This is a genomic window from Streptomyces tibetensis, from assembly GCF_007655005.1.
In the GTDB taxonomy this organism is placed as follows: Bacteria; Actinomycetota; Actinomycetes; order Streptomycetales; family Streptomycetaceae; genus Streptomyces; species Streptomyces tibetensis.
Genome location: NZ_SZVW01000006.1, coordinates 298,369 through 315,505 on the forward strand (window position 1 = coordinate 298,369; position 17,137 = coordinate 315,505).

A 17,137-nucleotide genomic window follows, 5' to 3' on the forward strand; every position below is an offset into this window, starting at 1 on the left:
CTGCTGTTACGACTCAACAACCCCAGGAGGAACGGCAGTAGCGCATGAGTGGACTCAAGGCAGCACGCACGGCACGGACCTGGTCGCAAGAGCATCTGGTGCGGGAGATCGAGCGCCATGCGCGTCAGCACATGCTCACCGTCGCCTCAACCGCGAGTTTGCGAGTGTACGTCTCGGAATGGGAGAACGGTCGACGAACGATCTCCAGCTACTACGCCAAGATCCTCCGGGCCCTTCTCGGCATCACTGACGCCGAACTCGGAGGCGGAGCGCAACCGCCGGCACCCACCACGGCAGACGGGTACGACGAGCTGATAGACCGGATCGACGAGGCGCGGAACGTCAGCCTGACCATGGTGAAGACGTTCATGGACCAGACTGAACTGCTCCGGACCATCGACCGCCAGATGGGCGCCGCAAGCCTGGTCGACCAGATGACCGCCCACCTGACGCGGCTGGAGGACGCCCTCACCTTCGCCGTGCTCCCGGAGACTCGACGCCCCGTTGCCCTGGCGCTGACCGGCGCGGCAACGCTCGCGGCCTGGCAGGCCCTTGATGTGGGAGCCGTCGAACGAGCCTGGCGTCACTACGAGCTGGGGAAGCGCGCCGCCCAGGAGGCCGAGGAACCCATGTACCTCGCCCACGCCACCGCCGAGCAGGCATACGTGCTCTGCGACGCCGGACGCCCCGAAATGGCGGTGCATCTGGTTCGAGAAGCGCAGCGTCTCGGAGGACAGGGCATGTCTCCGCGGCTCAGAGCATGGCTCCACGCAGCCGAAGCGGAGATCTGCGCCCGAGCTGGGCTCCAGGAGGATTGTCGACGGGCTCTTGAGCTTGCGATGCGCCATCTGCCCTCAGGAGATGAAGCCCGTGATCCGGACATGCTGAGCATCTTCTTGAACGAAGGCCACCTCACCAGGTGGCGCGGGAATGCACTCGCCCTGATCGGCGATGGCGAGGCGGTGGACAACCTGTATGCCGCACTGGAGACGACCGACCCCACGTTCGTCCGAGCATCGGCAGGACTCCACTGCGACTTGGCCCAAGCCCACCTTGCCCGCGGAGAGCACGACCAAGTCAGAAAGCACCTGCGGCAAGCCCGTCTCATGGCGAGCCGGACCAAGTCAGTACGTCACAGGCGCCGGATAGAGCAGCTCACGCAGCGGTTGTAGGCGACGCGCCGGACCCTCGTGATGCGAGCACATGGAGAAGGGCGACCAATGTGCCGGACCCCATCAGCTCACCACGAGCCATCAGGCCCGGAATGTCAGACAGCGGAACCCACGCGATATGCCCCGCCTCTTCCAGATCGGTCGGCTCCCCAACGAGCTTCGCTCCCTCACCGACGAAGATGTCGTGAGGCGAGTCGACCATGCCTACCATGGGCTGGTAAGTGACCACGTGCTCCAGGGCGTTCGGCCGCCACCCGGTCTCTTCCTCGACCTCACGCAGTGCAGTCTGAAGAGGGTCTTCCCCTTGGTCGACGATGCCGCCCGGCAGCTCCCAGCCGAAGGCATCAGGGACGAAGCGGTACCGCCACATCATGAGCACGCGGTCTTGGTCGTCGATGACGGCAGCGATGGCCACATGGTGAAGCTTGACCACATGGTGCTCGAAGCGGTCGACGCCGGGCGGCTCGACGTCGACGAGGCTCAGCTTCACCCATCGGTTGTCATATAGCGTCCGCTCACCGTGGATCTGCCATGGCTCGACATCCGCCGGCGCTTCCGTGGTCACGGATCGATCCGGCACTCGGTACGAGCTACGACCGTGCACCTCGACGACGCCCTCAGCGACCAGCTTCGCCAGCACTTGACGCAGAGCGGTACGGCCGATCTCCAGGTCCTCCGACAGGGTCCGCTCGGACGGAAGCTTGGAACCCGGCGAGTACCTGCCCTCAGCGATCCACTCACGAATCGTGCGGTAGACCCGCTCCGACTTCGGTCCCATCCGGCGAGCACGCTCCTGTCGTCCTGCTATGTCGGCCAGCACAACTGTAGCCGGGACCTACTCACGTGAGTAGGTGAGCGTCAGAGCCCATGATCAGTACTGATCAGTCCAGCGCGGTAAGAGTTTCCCTACGTTCATCAAGCCCCGGCTGCGCTCCGCTCCGCCGGGCGCGCTTCCCGGCTCCGCTCCGGGCGCCGCTCCTGCCTTCGGCCCGCTCCGCCCGGGCTGCGCCGACGCGCGCCCACACGTGGATAGGGCCGGAAGCCATGAGTCGATCACCGCACACAACGCCCGCGGGTTAGAGCAGTGCCTCCGGCGGGGGATCGGCCGGCACCGGGATGGAGGGGGCGCCGTTCCCGACTGCGGGTCCGTAGTGGCATGCGCGGGAGGCTCCCATCCCGTACGCCATCGACCCAGGCAGAGCCGAGCAGACGCGGCCCATGGCGTCCAGGTCGTTCGTACAGTGGCGCGCTCCACCTGGACGCCATGAACCACGCCTGCTCCACGGTGTGTGGGTCGACGGCGTACGGGATGGGAGCTGGGGAGAGCGGTGGGCTGAGGGGAGCTGCCTCACGCCAGTTGTGCGCTATATCGACTGCTTTAAGGTCAAACACGAACTAGGCTGGTCGCACGAAGGATTGGGGGTTCCGTGCAGGCGACCGAACAAGAAAAGCAGGACATCCGGCTGTACGTGGAGGACCAGGCACGCGAAACGGTTGTGCACCTGGAGAAGGTCGCGAGCGAGATGGTTGGGCCTGCTCGCCACGACATCTGGGATGTGCACTGTGAAGACAGCCGGTGGTGGGTTGTCACGAACGCGACCAAGCTGTACGACCAGCGAGACTTCAGGAGTCGCGACGTCGTTCTCACGTTTCACGTCGGCCTGATGATTCGCATGACGTACCTCCAGGAACGCGACGTGCCCTTCACTCCCGAAGCGGCCGATCTCCTCCCCGGTTCCTGGCGTCGTTGGGAGCAAGCCTTCACTGCTTACGACGGTGGCGACGAGGCTGAGGACTTTCAGGCTGTGGGAGTCCGCCTCCGGGAGTGCCTAGTCTCGTTCGTTGGGGAGACAAGCTCAGACGATCTGGTGCCGGACGGGAAGGAACGGCCGAAGAACGCTGATTTCCGGTCGTGGACCGAACTGCTGGCCAATCGCCTTGCTGAAGGAGCATCTGCGGCCAAGCTGCGGTCCTACTTGAAGAAGATCGCAACTGAGACGTGGGAGTACGTCAACTGGCTGACCCATGCCAAGAACGCGGTCCGTATCGACGCCGAGATCGGTCTTAAGGCCGTTGAGCACCTGCTCGTGATGTTCACGGAGGCCCGCCTGCGACTCGGGCAAGCAGCAACTCGCTGCGAGGCTTGTGGGTCGTACATGGTCATGGCCGGAGTCTGCACGCACTGTGAGTGGGAAGACCCGAACTACGAACCGCCTGAGCGCCAGCCCATCTCGGAGGAGGAGATGGCACGGCGCTTGGCGACCCCCTGCACCCCGAGTTCAGACATCTCAACCTTCATGAGCCCCCGCGATGCCTGACATGGACGAGATGGGTCTTACCTGGCGCTACTCGTAGTCACGGGGGAAGTCAAGCAGTCCACTGATGTCTGACATCAACGGACACCAACAGCTGTGAACCATGGCGCCCAGGGGCGAACCTTGACGACCGACGACCGAAGGTCTGCTGGGGGTCCACGTAGGTGAACAGTCCCCCATGATCGATCTGTTAAGGATGAGGCCAGACCTCAAAGCCTGCATCTGACACGGCGCGCCGTCCCCACTATTGGGCGGCGCGCCGTGAGCTTGACTTTCCCATACTGCATTGACCGCAGCCACCTCAGGGCAGTTGCTCGTCAGCAACGTCATCTAGTGCTGAAAGCAGCTTGTTTTTCAACTCCCCGCGAGTGTCGTACCCGTCGATCCTGCCGATCCCTTGCAGGGCTCTCCGAAACTCATCCAATGACTCGATGTCATCCCTGTAGGCTCGCACATCCGTCTGACTCATCCTGCGCTTACAGAAGTAAGTCATGACGCGCTTACCGGCACTACGGAACCTTTCAATTTCGTGGACCGTTCCGGATGCCCCGCCATGCAGCGATCCACCAATCTTCATCCAGAAAAGAGCAATACAGAGGTCGGACTTATCCACCAGCTTTTGGTCGATCTGATACTGTCCAGGGAATCGCAGGTCCGGGAAAGTATGGGTTTCCCAGCCGACAGGCTGAAAAACCAAAGGCCTCTTCTCAGACGCCCTATTGGCATTCCACTCTGCCAGAATCTCCCGAATCAGGTCCCGTTCTTTCACATCGCTCGGTGAGGCGATGAAGACTCTGAACACGTCAGCTTTGTAGGTCATAGGTCCGAGCTTCCTCAAGTTCAAGTCACTCGGCGAGCCGCGCTAGTCCAGTCGGGCGGCACACGGTGGTCGCTCGCTGCGCCAGGCTCTGCGATGGACTACGTCGCACGAGCCCGGAAGTGCCGGCCGCATGCCGTCGTGCAGCCGACCGTCTCACACCTTGGCATCGCGCGGCCTATCCGTGGACGAGGACGGCCCTCGTGCCCATAAGTGAAGCTCTGAGCAGCAGAGACACCGGTGGGGCAGACGATCTCCAGAGCCGTGTGCGCAGGTTCGAATCCTGCCGGGGGCACACGCCCAGGATCAGCAGAAACCAAGCGCTGACCAGGGCAGATGCCGACGCGAAAGAGCGGGAGACAGTCTCACTGTCTCCCGCTCTTTCTGGTTGTTGCGCACCGATCACGTGTGAGGAGCGTGTAGGCCAGGCGCCTCCAGCGACATGGGTTCCCAATGGCTTCCCCTTGGATGCGCCTCGGGAAGCTTCTGATCTGTAGCTCTACAGAGATCGGTCAGTGAAGGCCACACAGAGTGCTACTCCGTCTCCGCCAGCTGCTGCTAGACGGGGACGGTTGTTGTGGTTGCCGTACGCCGCTGCTGCACTGCCGTAGTCACCAGTCACCTCACTCGTCAGTGATCTCGGCGCGCCCGACACAGATCACACACCACATACTCGACTTTTAGGACGAAGTACCCATGTAGAACAGGCAATCGAGGTACTGATGGATCCATTGGATGCAACAACTCGCATCGTCGGCAGCGTGGCGACAGTAGGAGCGACAAGTGTCGCCCTCTGGGTTGCAGTGCGGGATGGCCGGCGACGGGACGCAGAGCGGCGGGACGCAGAGGCTGGGCAGGCCAGACTCGTTGTTCTCTCTAAAGGGAGCTATGGTAACCAGCTGACTATCCAAAACCAAAGCACAGGACCCGTCTTTGACGTTGAGGTCCGATCGGTGGTCGGGATGGATCCAAAACCTCGGGCACCAAGATTAACCAACACACGGCTCCACGCAGAAACGGTCTCCGCCGAATCTCAAGGAGGGTCGCCGCCTTGTATCCTAACCACTGTTCTCTCAGGAGGCGATGAAGTGCCGTTCTCTCTCCATACCTGGGTTCCAGAAGGGGAGAACACAATGATTCAGCTTCAGGAATTCTCCCAAGGCTACCCAGGAAACGCCACGCTAGAGTGCGTATTTCGGTTTACCGACGCTTCCGGTTTGCGCTGGCAGCGGCTGAATCGACAATCCCCGAAGAGGGTACTCGACGAGGATAACGCCTAGGCGCCCTTGCCCAGCACGTTCCCCCATCCCATCGCCTTCTCGATCTTCTTGTTGTTCTCCGTCTCGCTGTCGTCGATGACGCCTGCGTAACGGCGGTGGATGACTGCCCAGCAATCGCTACGGTCGTCGCCGCGACGCGCCGCGCGATCCTCCAACTCCTGGGCAGTCTGAAGCAGCGCAGGAAGAGCGGCGATGACACTGCCGAGCCGTCCGCCCTGGTAGTCGTTCCATGCCTGCTCCACCCGTACGGCCACCGGGGTGGATGTCGGCAGCTGAGTCTCAGCCTCGGGGCCGAAGAGCAGACGCGAGAGGCGACGGGGGGTCATGAGGGCGTCGCGTACGGCGGGGACGTCGTCCTGTTGGCGCTCGTCTTCCATAAGGACGGTCTGTCCGAGCCTCCTGGTTCTTGGGCCCGCTTCACGGTACCGAGCTGCTCGCTATGCCGGATAGATGGTCATCCCCGTCCATCGGGATGAGCCTGAGGCACCCGACAGCGCGGGACCCGGACGAAGTGTCCGGGTCAGGTGGTGGACAAAGGTGTCCGCCCTGTCCGACTGTCCCAGTGCCTACGCTGACCTGCCCAAATGTGTGGGACAGAGGGTTCCGCAGCTGTCCCACCTGTCCGAGCTGGGCTCCACGCCGAAGAGTAGGCAAAGTTGCCCGGTCCTCGACCCGTTCTCGGTAAGATTCTCGCTTATGCAGCTACCCCTTCGTCAAAAGCTGAGGAAAGTTCAGCGCCCCAGAAGAAGAGCAATGAGGCGGGACGCAGGAAGACATACTCCACGCATGCCCAGCTTTCCTCTGACCCTGCTCCTTTCCTTCGCAACGGCAGCGGTGGCGGCTTGGGCAATTTTCGTCGGACTAGCCGAACTGACGGGGGCACACATTGGCTTTTGGCCCCAGAAAAGTGCATCTCTCCCAAAAGATAGACTCTTCGACCTAACAAGAAGCACTGTGACCGCAGCAGGACTCCTGGCTGGAGTCTTTGCGATTGTCTACGCATATCGGAAGCAGAAGATAGAAGAAGCCGCAAGCCACCGGGAAGATTACGAGAGTCTAGGGTCTCGCTACCAAGCCGCCGCCGAGCAGCTTGGGCACGAAAGCGCAGCAGTCAGACTCGCCGGAATATACTCTCTCTCGAAATTGGCCGATGATGACAGCAGTCAGCGCGAGACCATTTGCCGCCTACTGTGTGCCTATATACGCATGCCCTACAACCCGAGGGAAGCGCGACCCGGCGAGCGGGAAGTGCGATTCACGGCCATCAAAGTGATCGCAGAGCACTTGCAGGACCCGGGAGAGGAGACGGCATGGTGTGGGTTCGACCTGGACTTCAGTGGCGCAACATTCGACGGCGGGTCGTTTTCCGGATCTCACTTCACATCAGGAGATGTTGATTTTTCGGGCTGCCAGTTCATCGACGGAACCGTGTCCTTCGATCACGCTCGTTTCAGTGGCGCAACCGTGAACTTTGGAAGTGGCGAAGATCCGCCTGCAATTTTCAATGGAGCACAGGTCCTGTTCACTGGCGCCCAATTCATGAGCGGCATCATATCTTTCACTTTTGCCGAATTTAGAGGAGGTGAAGTCAGCTTTGGCGCAGCATTCTTCGGCGGCAGCCGAGTAACGTTCGGAAGTTGCATCATTGAGGATGAAGGGGAGCTCAACTTCGGAGGTCCAGTTTGGCTTGGAGCGAAATTCGCAGGAGGTGATGTTTGGTTCTCGGCAGCAGAGTTGCGAGGAGGATTCCTGAGCTTTATAGGTGCAGACTTCTGCGGATCATCCGTCCGTTTTGACGTAAGCCTAACCGGAACGTCTGTCCTGTTTAACGACGCATACTTTGTTTCTGGGGATGTCTCTCTCACGGAGGCCGAGATAAAGGGTGGTCGACTCTCCTTTGAGGACACACATACGCCAGAGAAGGTCGTGGCTCCCTGGCCTCCGCCAGCCCCGCCGTCCCTGCGGCTGACCCAGCGGACGCGATGGCGGTGGCTGCGTCGCTCGGTGCGAAGCTAAGCATTGCCTGAAGCCCCCTGCTGTCCGACGCGTCGGACTGTCCGGCGCGCCCAGGAGGTTGGGGGCGCCAGTACTCCACCTGCCCGACCCTGGACAGGGCTGCCCCCGGGATGTTGCAGCCCTTTACCTGTTGCCTCTTGCTCATAGGGGTTGGCTTCACGGTGCCGAACTGCCCGAAGGCGAGACAGGCAGTCTCATGCGCCCCGCCATCCGAGCATGCAGCCGCCAACAGGCGGGACCTGGGCGAAGGAGCCGGATTCAGAGTTCAATAGCCTTGAAAAAGGGTTCAAGTACGATCATGGATGTGACGACAGAGTCAAAGCCAAAGTGTTCTAACGGTTGCGGCCGGCCCGTTAAGGCCCGCGGCCTATGCAGTGGGTGTTACGAGAAAGACCGCGCTGAGCGCATGCCTCTCTGTGCCATCAAGGGATGCACTAACCGTGCTAGAGCGAAGGACCTCTGCAATCTACACTTGCAGAGAAAAGCGAAGGGCGTTTCGATGTTTACGCCCCCGCAGGTGAAGAGCCGCATGATCCCTATGACCGAGCGCTACAACGAGCGCGGCGAGCGAGTATGCAGCAAGTGCCTTCGTTGGCTCCTCCCGACCGAGTTCCACAAGCGGGCGAAGCAGACACCAGGAGACGACGGCCTCCGGTCCATGTGTAACCGCTGCGTCATCTGCTGGCGATACGGCATTACCTACCAACAGTTCGCGGAACTACTGGAGGCACAGGGTGGAGCCTGCGCGATATGCCGGAAGGACATCTGCGCTAGCGGCAGAGAGCTATCTATCGACCACGACCACTCGTGCTGCCCTCAGGGCGGGCGCTCGTGCGGCAAATGCGTACGCGGCATCCTATGCCAGCCCTGCAATGGAATGCTGGGCTATGCCCAGGATGACCCCGAGATACTGAAGGCAGGGATCAACTACCTTCTTAGCCACCGACCGCAGCATTGATGACCGATTCAGGGTCTTGTCTACGCGGCGACCCCGTATTGGACGAGGACAGGGCAGGAGAGGTCTTGGCACACATGCCAGGGCCTCTCTTTCGTGATCACAAAGACCCGCAGTGGCGAAGGATCTTCCAGGTCTTCGCTGCGCGAAGTCGTGCTCGACGCGCGCACAACACGGCGGTGCGAGACGTTGTGCTACTGCTTCCACGTCGTGGGTTCCTCGCTTGGAGGGCGACGGTGTGGGATGGCCAGCCCTGTGCCGCGATAGCCGGCATCAGCGGTGGGGGCTTGGACTACCAGCCAACTGAGCCAAAGCGGTGGTCACCAAGCCCGGCCCTCACCGCGGGCGTGCCGGGTGCACGCCGGACGAGAACAGGGAGCCCTGGACCGTTGCCGAGGCTCCCTGCCGCACTGCACACCGCTGCCGCTCAGGCCCTCAAGGGTGTCCAGGCGCAACCGGCGTGCGTCCGCGGCTGGTCGCTACACGCAGCACGTCTCGCAATGCGCTGGTCAGTTGGGCAGCGAGAAGGTTCAGCTCCTCCGGGTCCTCGGTCTCGTCGTCGAGTACCTGACGTGAGTGCTCCAGCAGTTGGGACGCCAAGCCGAGTTGGAACGCCTCGATGTGGTCCGCCAGGCGGGAGACATAGCCGCCTTGGTCATCGGTGCTCAAGTAGCACGGTTTGCCTTCCGGCCCTGCCCACGGGAGAAGTCTCAGTTCGTCATGTGCCGTCATCCCCGCGTGCCCTTCTCGGTGATCTCGGCGTTGAGCGCCAGCGTGCCACTCGACGCCGAGCCGCTCACCGCGTCACCTCTGGGCTGAGGCCGGCCGGGTGCCGCGTGGCACAGGCAGGCGCAAGCCTCGTAAATCAAGGGAAGGTCGACCGGCGCCGATTCCGGCGACGACTCCGCGCAGGCGTGGTGCGTGCCGATCTGGCACGCAATCGAGCGGTACGAGGTGGCCGAGTCGTCCGGGCCAAGAGCTTGCCGCCGTGATGGCATCAGTGGACCCCCAGGAGGGTCGACCTGGCGTCGGCTGGGAGATAGGGAGCGAGGACGACCCTAGGTCGCCGTGCGCGTTCTTCATGCGCCAGTACGTACGGACGGACAAGTGCCGTGTCCTCACCCCGAAGTGGCTGCCAGTGACCCGCCCTGTCGAGAGCCTGGCCCAGGACGACCGTCGACTCGTCGGCGAATGCAGCGGAAGCGGGAGCAAGCGTCGGCCGAGACGGCCGTAAGGGGCGGCGGTGCCTGCCCTTGGGGAAGTACCGCGCTCTGGTGAGCGAGGCGGCACGGCGGATACGGTTGAGCACGCTGGTCAGCTCCTATCGCTGATGGCTCGGTCCCCCGACATCGCCCGTCGTGGGGACCGCTTTGTGTACGACCGCCCAGAGGGTGCGGTCGTTCAGGCTGGTGGCGAGGAGTCCGAACCGATCGGCTTCAGCCACCGCCTCCAGGACCTCCCGCCATAAGTCGGCGGTGAGTGATTCCGGTACCTCCGCCTCGATGGACGTGTGTCGGTCGTGCTCTTCCACACGTGCGGGCAGCCCGAGGCCGGACAGCCGGGCAGCGATGGCTGCCGCGCGGACTCCCGAAGCGGGCACAGGGCAGCCTCCGTTAACCGGCGATCACTTTGAGTGAAGCTAGTTAACTAGATTAGAGCTAGTGGACTAGATTTTCCATATGCCTGAGCAGCCGCCCTACCTCCGCATCGCCGACGAACTCCGGCGGCGGATCGCGGAGCACGTGTGGGAGCCGGGAGACCGGCTGCCCTCGCGCGCTCAGATCGGCCAGGAGTGCGGCGTCGGCGAGAACGTGGTTCGCCGAGCGCAGGAGCTGCTGATCTCCCAGGGCGTGCTGGAAGGTCGCGCCGGATCGGGGACCTACGTCGCCGAGCCCCGGCAACGGGTGCGGGTCGTCCGGTCGTCTGCGCGCGAGCAGCCTGAGAAGTCGCCCTTCCGCGCCGATATGAAGGCTCTGGGCAAGCAAGGCGACTGGGAGAGCAAGACCGACGCCAAGGTGCCGGCCCCGGCAGACATTGCTACGCGGTTGGGCATCGCCGAGGGCGATCTGTGCGTCAGGACGGCATACGAGTTCCTGGCCGATGGCAGGCCGGTGCAGCTGTCGACGAGCTGGGAGCCGTACGACCTCACGGCTGGGACTCTCGTCGTTCTCCCCGAGGGAGGCCCGCACGCTGGGGCCGGTGTCGTGAACCGCATGGCAGCGATCGGCGTCAACGTCAGCCACGCGGTGGAGCAGCCGGAGCCGCGTCAGGCGACCGCCGAGGAGGCCTCTCTTCTGGGCGTCCAGAAGGCCGCCCTCGTCACGCACATCCGGCGGACGTACTACAGCGACGACGGGCGCCCCGTCGAGACAGCGGACATCGTCGTGCCCGCAGCTCACTGCGAGATCGTCTACGAGATCCCGATCAACCGGTAGCCGCAGGCCTGTCGAGGGCCGGGTGTGGCGGTGCTTCGGGCGTGTCCACGCCCGTCAAGGGGTGAGGGTGGTCAGCCCGGCCGTTCACTCGTGGCGGCGGCCCAACCCCACGTATGTTGCCCACAAGTGATCATTCCTGGGCCGTCCCTGGGCCGTGCGAGGGCACCCGAGGCCGACCAACGGCGACCGACAGTGACAGGCGAGTCTAAGCCGCCCACCGCGAACCCCCAGGTCACAGCCCCCCAGCCATACGCGTTTCCGCCCAGGGCTGGCGGTACGGCAAGATGGGGTGTATCTGCCCACTGCCAGTTTCAAGCTGCCGGACGGTTTCTCTTGGCTGAGTTCATTTACACCATGCGCAAGGCGCGCAAAGCGCACGGCGACAAGGTGATCCTCGACGACGTGACGACGAGCTTCCTCCCGGGAGCGAAGATCGGCGTCGTCGGCCCGAACGGCGCCGGCAAGTCGACGATCCTGAAGATCATGGCCGGCATCGAGCAGCCGTCCAACGGTGACGCCTTCCTCACTCCCGGTTACACGGTCGGCATCCTGCTCCAGGAGCCCCCGCTGACCGAGGACAAGACCGTCCTGGAGAACGTCCAGGAGGGTGTCGCCGGGATCAAGGGCAAGCTCGACCGGTTCAACGAGATCGCCGAGCAGATGGCGACCGACTACACCGACGAGCTCATGAACGAGATGGGCAAGCTCCAGGAGGACCTCGACCACGCCAACGCGTGGGACCTCGACGCCCAGCTGGAGCAGGCCATGGACGCCCTGGGCTGCCCGCCCGGCGACTGGCCCGTCACCAACCTGTCCGGTGGTGAGCGCCGCCGCGTCGCGCTGTGCAAGCTGCTGCTGGAGCAGCCCGACCTGCTGCTGCTCGACGAGCCCACCAACCACCTCGACGCCGAGTCGGTGAACTGGCTGGAGCAGCACCTCGCCAAGTACCCCGGCACCGTCGTCGCGGTCACCCACGACCGGTACTTCCTCGACAACGTCGCCCAGTGGATCTGCGAGGTCGACCGCGGTCGCCTCTACCCCTACGAGGGCAACTACTCCAAGTACCTGGAGACCAAGGCCGCCCGCCTCAAGGTCGAGGGCCAGAAGGACGCCAAGCGGCAGAAGCGGCTCAAGGAAGAGCTCGAGTGGGTGCGGTCCAACGCCAAGGGGCGGCAGGCCAAGTCCAAGGCGCGTCTGGCCCGCTACGAGGAGATGGCCGCCGAGGCCGACAAGATGCGGAAGCTGGACTTCGAGGAGATCCAGATCCCGCCGGGCCCGCGTCTGGGCAACGTCGTCGTCGAGGTCAACAACCTCAGCAAGGGCTTCGGCGACAAGCTGCTCATCGACGACCTCAGCTTCACGCTGCCGCGCAACGGCATCGTGGGCATCATCGGCCCGAACGGCGCCGGCAAGACCACCCTGTTCAAGATGATCCAGGGCATCGAGGAGCCGGACTCCGGCGCCATCAAGGTCGGCGACACCGTCAAGATCTCCTACGTCGACCAGAGCCGCGAGAACATCGACCCGAAGAAGTCGCTGTGGGCCGTGGTCTCCGACGAGCTGGACTACATCAACGTGGGCCAGGTCGAGATGCCTTCTCGTGCCTACGTCTCGGCCTTCGGTTTCAAGGGCCCGGACCAGCAGAAGCCGGCCGGCGTGCTCTCCGGCGGTGAGCGCAACCGGCTGAACCTCGCGCTCACCCTCAAGCAGGGCGGCAACCTGCTGCTCCTCGACGAGCCGACCAACGACCTCGACGTCGAGACCCTCTCCAGCCTGGAGAACGCGCTGCTGGAGTTCCCGGGTGCGGCCGTGGTCGTCTCCCACGACCGGTGGTTCCTGGACCGGGTCGCCACGCACATCCTCGCCTACGAGGGTGAGTCCAAGTGGTTCTGGTTCGAGGGCAACTTCGAGTCGTACGAGAAGAACAAGATCGAGCGGCTCGGTCCGGACGCCGCCCGTCCGCACCGCGCCACCTACAAGAAGCTGACCCGGGGCTGATCGATCTTGCGGCACATCTACCGCTGCCCGCTGCGCTGGGCGGACATGGACGCGTACGGCCACGTCAACAACGTGGTGTTCCTCCGCTACCTGGAGGAAGCCCGTATCGACTTCCTGTTCCGCCCGGAGAAGGACTTCAAGCAGGGGTCCGTGGTGGCACGCCATGAGATCGACTACAAGCGGCAGCTCGTCCACCGGCACCACCCGGTGGACATCGAGCTGTGGGTCACCGAGATAAGGGCCGCGTCCTTCACCCTCACCTACGAGGTGAAGGACGACGACCAGATCTACGTGCGGGCCTCGACGGTGATCGTGCCGTTCGACTTCGAGGCGCAGCGCCCGCGCCGGATCACCGCGGAGGAGCGGGAGTTCCTGCGCGAGTACATGGATGACGCCGAGGAGAAGGCCGTCGCCGCATGACGGTGCTCCACCTCGCCGACGAGGGGGAGGCGGCGGATCTCGCCGCCTTCCTGTCCCGGCTGCTCCACTACGACCGCGGGGCCGCCGTCCGTCTGCAGGCGGCGGGCACCGCACTGGCCGTCTTCGGGCGGCCGCCGTCCTTCGAGGTGCTCGCCGTGCGGGCGGTGCGGCTGGCGAAGCCGTACGAGAAGGGGCTGGAGGTCACGCTGGACGTGACCGTGTCCGCCGGCGAGTTCCTGGAGTCGGTGGACGAGAAGGCCGGCACGGCCGTCGTGCCGAGCGCCGTGACCGGGCCGCCGTGGGCGGGTGTGCTGCCGCCCCGCGGGGACTGGCGGGCCGAGCCTGGACTGCCGACGCCGGAGGCGCTGCGCGACCTCGTGGCCGCCGTGATCGCCGAGTTCCGTACGCGTACACAGGAGTTGCCCCCCGACGGGCGGACCCGGACCGAGCTGGACCGGATCGGGGCGGACATCTGGTCCCGCACGGTCGGGGACACCCGGCTGCCCGTCCGGGCCGTGCACGCGGCGCACTCCCTCGGTTTTCTGCGCCCCGGTGTGCCGCCGGCGCTGTTCTCGTCGGGCGCGTGGCTGAGGCTGCGCACGCCGTACGGGTCCATCGCCGTACGACGTGCCGGGCTCGGGGCGCTGGACGTCAGCGTCCGCTGATCGGCCCTCGACGGCCGTCAGCCCTCGGTGTTGACCATCGAGGCCGCCGCGTACGTCAGGTAGTTCCACAGCGTGTGCTCGTGCTCCTCGGACAGCCCGAGCTCCTCGACGGCGACCCGCATGTGCTTCAGCCACGCGTCGTGCGCCGCACGGTCGACCGCGAAGGGCGCGTGCCGCATCCGCAGCCGCGGGTGGCCGCGGTTGTCGCTGTACGTCGTGGGGCCGCCCCAGTACTGGATGAGGAACAGCGCGAAGCGGTCCTCGGCCGGCCCCAGGTCCTCCTCGGGGTACATGGGCCGCAGCAGCGGATCCTGGGCCACTCCCTCGTAGAAACGGTGGACGAGCCGACGGAAGGTCTCCTCCCCGCCGACCTGCTCGTAGAAGGTCTGCTCCTGAAGCGTGCCGCGCCGAATCTCATTCACGCGATCCATGGTCTCAGACGCCCCGGCATAGGACTCAAGACCTAGGACCCTGCCCTTACCTTCAGGACCCTGCCGCTGTTGTCAGGACCCTGCCCCTACTGTGGAGACATGGGCGGCTACGCACCCGGCAGTGAACTCGACGCTCTCGCCGCCGCCGCGCGGGCGGCGCTGGTGGACCGGATCGAGGCGAGCGGGGCCTGGGCGGCCGACCCGGGCTGGCGGGAGGCCTTCGCGGCGGTCCCGCGGCACCTCTTCGTGCCGTACTACTACGTCGGTGTCGCCCGCGGCTACGAACGCCGCTGGGGCGAGAGCGCCGACCCCGGGGCGCGGGAGCGGTGGCTGCGCGGCGCCTACGAGGACACCCCGCTGGCCACCCGGCTGCGCGACGGTGAGCTGCTCTCCTCCAGCAGCCAGCCGTCCCTGATGGCGGACATGCTCGCCGCGCTGGAGGTGGAGGACGGTCACACGGTTCTGGAGATCGGCGCCGGCACCGGCTACAACGCGGCGCTGCTGGCCCACCGGCTGGGCGACGACAAGGTCACGACCGTCGACCTCGACCCGGAGATCACCGAGTCGGCCCGTCGGCACCTGGCCGCGGCCGGGTACCACCCGGCGGTCGTCACCGGCGACGGCGCCCGGGGCGTGCCCGAGCGCGCGCCGTTCGACCGGATCATCGCCACCTGCGCCCTGAGCGGTGTCCCACGTGCCTGGGTAAGCCAGAGCCGTCCCGGCGGCCGGATCCTCATGCCGCTCGCCACCGGCCTGATCATGCTCACGGTGACCGGCGCGGGGCACGCCGAGGGACGTTTCCTGCACACGCCCGCCTACTTCGTGCCGCTGCGCGGCGCAGGCCGGCCCGGGGGCGAGCCGGTCCAGCTGGGCGGGGTGCCGCACCGGGCGCGGGAGGACGACCTGTTCCGGTTCCTGCTGGCCCTGACCCGCGGCGGCCTGGACCCGCAGGAGGCCCACGCGCTGTGGGAACAGGAGGGCAGGCCGCAGCGCGAGCGCTACGGCATCACCGTCGGCGAGGAGACGGAGTGGGCCTGGCTGGACGACCCGGAGGGGCCGTACGCCTGGCCCCTCCCGTCGTGAAGGACCTTCCGCCGCGGCGTCTCAGCCGCGGCGGAACGTGATCGTCCGCGGCGTCTCGACCGCGGCGGATCGTGATCGTCCGCGGTGTCTCAGCCGCGGCGGATCGTGATCGTCGTCCAGGCGCCCACGTGCACTCGGTCGCCGTCCTGGAGCGGTACGGGGACGAAGGGCTGGATCGGTTCCTCCGAGCCGTTGACCGTCGTGCCGTTCGTCGAGTTCTGGTCGACGACCGCCCAACTGCCGTCAGGCTGCTGGACCAGCACCGCGTGCTGGTGCGAGACGCCCGGGTCCTCCGGCGGCGTCGACAGGTCGATGTCCGGGGTGTCGCCGGTGGAATGCCGGCGGCGGCCGATCGTGAGCTGGTTGCCGGTGAGCGTGCGCTGCTGCTCCGGCGAGTACGCGGGCAGGTTCAGGCCCGCGGCCTCGGGGCCGGAGCGCTGCATCATCGCCATGAAGTAGTCGCGGTCCGGGCCGATGGTCGCCGTCCACGTCGCGGGTCCCTGCGGCGCCTGGGGCTGCTGCGGGAAGCCGCCGGGACCGGGCGGGGCCTGGGTCGCGCCGGGCTGCGGGTAGCCGTAGCCGCCCTGACCGGGGCCGCCGGGACCGCCCTGGCCGCCCGGGCCGGACGTCGGCGGGGAGATCACCCAGTCGTCGTCACCGCCGCCGAAGGACGGACCGCCCTGCTGCGGGGGCCGCTGGGTCTCCTGCGGGAATCCGGGCGGGGCCGGCGGGCCGGACTGGTGGAACGCCTGCGGAGCACCGGGACCACCGGGACCACCCGGACCACCGGGACCACCCGGACCACCCGGACCACCGGGTCCGGGCGGGGGCGGGACCGGCCGCGAGGGGTCGGCACCGAAGCCGCCAGGACCACCCGGGCCGGGAGGGCCGCCGAAGCCACCGGGTCCGCCAGGACCGCCGGGTCCGGGCGGGGGCGGGGCAGCGCCGGGCTGGGGGTAGCCGTAGCCATGGCCCTGGGGGCCGCCGGGCCCGCCGGGCCCACCCGGGCCGGGGCGGCCGGACGGGTCGCCGCCGAACGGCGGGATCGGCTCGGCCGGGCGGTTCACCTGGGACGGACGGGAGCCCTGGTACTCGTAGGAGTCACCACCGCCGTACGACGGGCCGGGGGGCGGGCCGCCCTGCTGGCCCGGAGGCTGGAAACGCACGCCCGGACCGGGCGGCGGGGCCGCGGGGGTGTACGACGTCGCCGTGTTCGTCAGGAAGTTCCACCGGCACTCCTCGCAGAACGGGGCGCCGCCCTCACGGGGCGTGCGGCACTGCGGGCAGAGCTCCGGCTCGGCGTTCGGTACGGCGGACAGGTGCGGCGGGCGCCCACCGGGCTGGCCACCGGGACCGCCGGGAGGGCCGCCGGGGCCACCCGGTCCGGCGGGGGGCGGGAAGCCGTAGCCGCCGGGCGGGGGCGGCGGGGGAGGAGGCGGAGGCACGGCACCCGCCATGCGGTGACCGCAGACCTCGCACCAGTCGTCGGAACCCGACTGGTGTCCGTTCGGGCAGGTCGGCATGTCGGCGCGTCCCTCCTTCGATCTCTT

Annotated in this window: 16 protein-coding genes; 9 read left to right on the forward strand and 7 right to left on the reverse strand. The window is 66.0% G+C overall.

Translation table 11 applies throughout. The features are described from left to right. The first annotated feature begins 131 nt into the window (after positions 1-131). Entirely contained in the window at positions 132-1,172 is a 1,041-nt protein-coding gene (locus FDO69_RS12875) for an NsdA family TPR-like regulatory protein (protein WP_170320873.1), read from the forward strand. Here the strand turns inward: FDO69_RS12875 and FDO69_RS12880 are convergent. Further along, on the reverse strand, positions 1,156-1,950 hold the full coding sequence (locus FDO69_RS12880) for a GntR family transcriptional regulator (RefSeq protein WP_104779916.1): 795 nt from the start codon (positions 1,948-1,950) through the stop codon (positions 1,156-1,158). The genes FDO69_RS12875 and FDO69_RS12880 overlap by 17 nt on opposite strands. 649 nt (positions 1,951-2,599) lie before the next feature. Here FDO69_RS12880 and FDO69_RS12890 point away from each other — a divergent pair. Next, positions 2,600-3,490, forward strand: a complete 891-nt coding sequence (locus FDO69_RS12890; protein WP_104779918.1) for a hypothetical protein — start codon at positions 2,600-2,602, stop codon at positions 3,488-3,490. Between the two features lie 298 nt (positions 3,491-3,788). Here the strand turns inward: FDO69_RS12890 and FDO69_RS12895 are convergent, their stop codons facing one another. Next, positions 3,789-4,307, reverse strand: coding sequence for a hypothetical protein (locus tag FDO69_RS12895; RefSeq protein ID WP_104779919.1), 519 nt, complete (start codon positions 4,305-4,307; stop codon positions 3,789-3,791). A 1,273-nt stretch (positions 4,308-5,580) separates the two neighbouring features. Next, positions 5,581-5,961, reverse strand: a complete 381-nt coding sequence (locus FDO69_RS12900) for a hypothetical protein (RefSeq protein WP_234387915.1) — start codon at positions 5,959-5,961, stop codon at positions 5,581-5,583. A 409-nt stretch (positions 5,962-6,370) separates the two neighbouring features. Here FDO69_RS12900 and FDO69_RS12905 point away from each other — a divergent pair, with 409 nt between their 5' ends. Both FDO69_RS12905 and FDO69_RS43030 read left to right on the forward strand, forming a co-directional pair. Continuing rightward, positions 6,371-7,600, forward strand: a complete 1,230-nt coding sequence (locus FDO69_RS12905) for a pentapeptide repeat-containing protein (RefSeq protein ID WP_159030609.1) — start codon at positions 6,371-6,373, stop codon at positions 7,598-7,600. 658 nt (positions 7,601-8,258) lie between these two features. Further along, positions 8,259-8,558 (forward strand): endonuclease VII domain-containing protein, encoded by a 300-nt coding sequence (locus FDO69_RS43030; protein WP_420878503.1) that lies wholly within the window; start codon positions 8,259-8,261, stop codon positions 8,556-8,558. Between the two features lie 432 nt (positions 8,559-8,990). On the opposite strand, the gene FDO69_RS12915 is transcribed toward FDO69_RS43030, so the two are convergent. Both FDO69_RS12915 and FDO69_RS41925 read right to left on the reverse strand, forming a co-directional pair. Beyond that, positions 8,991-9,287 carry a hypothetical protein gene (locus FDO69_RS12915; protein ID WP_104779921.1) on the reverse strand — a complete coding sequence of 99 codons (297 nt, stop codon included), beginning with the start codon at positions 9,285-9,287 and terminating at the stop codon, positions 8,991-8,993. Between the two features lie 589 nt (positions 9,288-9,876). After that, a complete protein-coding gene (locus FDO69_RS41925) occupies positions 9,877-10,155 on the reverse strand; it encodes a hypothetical protein (RefSeq protein WP_104779924.1) in 279 nt (92 codons plus the stop codon). A gap of 79 nt (positions 10,156-10,234) precedes the next feature. On the opposite strand from FDO69_RS41925, the gene FDO69_RS12935 reads away from it, so the two are divergent. The 4 genes from FDO69_RS12935 (at position 10,235) to FDO69_RS12950 (ending at position 14,073) form a co-directional block, all read left to right on the forward strand. Next, on the forward strand, positions 10,235-10,990 hold the full coding sequence (locus tag FDO69_RS12935; protein ID WP_104779925.1) for a GntR family transcriptional regulator: 756 nt from the start codon (positions 10,235-10,237) through the stop codon (positions 10,988-10,990). Between the two features lie 333 nt (positions 10,991-11,323). Continuing rightward, entirely contained in the window at positions 11,324-12,988 is a 1,665-nt protein-coding gene (gene ettA, locus FDO69_RS12940) for an energy-dependent translational throttle protein EttA (protein WP_104779926.1), read from the forward strand. A 6-nt stretch (positions 12,989-12,994) separates the two neighbouring features. Then, on the forward strand, positions 12,995-13,408 hold the full coding sequence (locus FDO69_RS12945) for an acyl-CoA thioesterase (RefSeq protein WP_104779927.1): 414 nt from the start codon (positions 12,995-12,997) through the stop codon (positions 13,406-13,408). Continuing rightward, complete coding sequence (locus tag FDO69_RS12950; protein ID WP_104779928.1) at positions 13,405-14,073, forward strand: DUF8010 domain-containing protein; 669 nt, start codon at positions 13,405-13,407, stop codon at positions 14,071-14,073. The genes FDO69_RS12945 and FDO69_RS12950 overlap by 4 nt, the downstream gene beginning before the upstream one ends. Before the next feature lie 17 nt (positions 14,074-14,090). Here the strand turns inward: FDO69_RS12950 and FDO69_RS12955 are convergent, their stop codons facing one another. Continuing rightward, complete coding sequence (locus FDO69_RS12955; protein ID WP_104779929.1) at positions 14,091-14,504, reverse strand: globin; 414 nt, start codon at positions 14,502-14,504, stop codon at positions 14,091-14,093. 99 nt (positions 14,505-14,603) lie between these two features. Between FDO69_RS12955 and FDO69_RS12960 the strand changes: the two genes are divergently transcribed. Beyond that, on the forward strand, positions 14,604-15,587 hold the full coding sequence (locus FDO69_RS12960; RefSeq protein ID WP_104779930.1) for a methyltransferase domain-containing protein: 984 nt from the start codon (positions 14,604-14,606) through the stop codon (positions 15,585-15,587). 89 nt (positions 15,588-15,676) lie between these two features. Here the strand turns inward: FDO69_RS12960 and FDO69_RS12965 are convergent, their stop codons facing one another. Beyond that, positions 15,677-17,110, reverse strand: coding sequence for an FHA domain-containing protein (locus FDO69_RS12965; protein ID WP_104779931.1), 1,434 nt, complete (start codon positions 17,108-17,110; stop codon positions 15,677-15,679). Positions 17,111-17,137: the final 27 nt, after the last annotated feature.

Excerpts from the sequence above, each read along its gene's own strand:
- FDO69_RS12875 (WP_170320873.1), top strand. The coding sequence starts at position 132 with ATGCTCACCGTCGCCTCAACCGCGAGTTTGCGAGTGTACGTCTCGGAA.
- FDO69_RS12880 (WP_104779916.1), bottom strand. The coding sequence starts at position 1,950 with ATGGGACCGAAGTCGGAGCGGGTCTACCGCACGATTCGTGAGTGGATC.
- FDO69_RS12895 (WP_104779919.1), bottom strand. The coding sequence starts at position 4,307 with ATGACCTACAAAGCTGACGTGTTCAGAGTCTTCATCGCCTCACCGAGC.
- FDO69_RS12900 (WP_234387915.1), bottom strand. The coding sequence starts at position 5,961 with ATGGAAGACGAGCGCCAACAGGACGACGTCCCCGCCGTACGCGACGCC.
- FDO69_RS12905 (WP_159030609.1), top strand. The coding sequence starts at position 6,371 with ATGCCCAGCTTTCCTCTGACCCTGCTCCTTTCCTTCGCAACGGCAGCG.
- FDO69_RS43030 (WP_420878503.1), top strand. The coding sequence starts at position 8,259 with ATGTGTAACCGCTGCGTCATCTGCTGGCGATACGGCATTACCTACCAA.
- FDO69_RS12915 (WP_104779921.1), bottom strand. The coding sequence starts at position 9,287 with ATGACGGCACATGACGAACTGAGACTTCTCCCGTGGGCAGGGCCGGAA.
- FDO69_RS12935 (WP_104779925.1), top strand. The coding sequence starts at position 10,235 with ATGCCTGAGCAGCCGCCCTACCTCCGCATCGCCGACGAACTCCGGCGG.
- FDO69_RS12950 (WP_104779928.1), top strand. The coding sequence starts at position 13,405 with ATGACGGTGCTCCACCTCGCCGACGAGGGGGAGGCGGCGGATCTCGCC.
- FDO69_RS12955 (WP_104779929.1), bottom strand. The coding sequence starts at position 14,504 with ATGGATCGCGTGAATGAGATTCGGCGCGGCACGCTTCAGGAGCAGACC.
- FDO69_RS12960 (WP_104779930.1), top strand. The coding sequence starts at position 14,604 with ATGGGCGGCTACGCACCCGGCAGTGAACTCGACGCTCTCGCCGCCGCC.
- FDO69_RS12965 (WP_104779931.1), bottom strand. The coding sequence starts at position 17,110 with ATGCCGACCTGCCCGAACGGACACCAGTCGGGTTCCGACGACTGGTGC.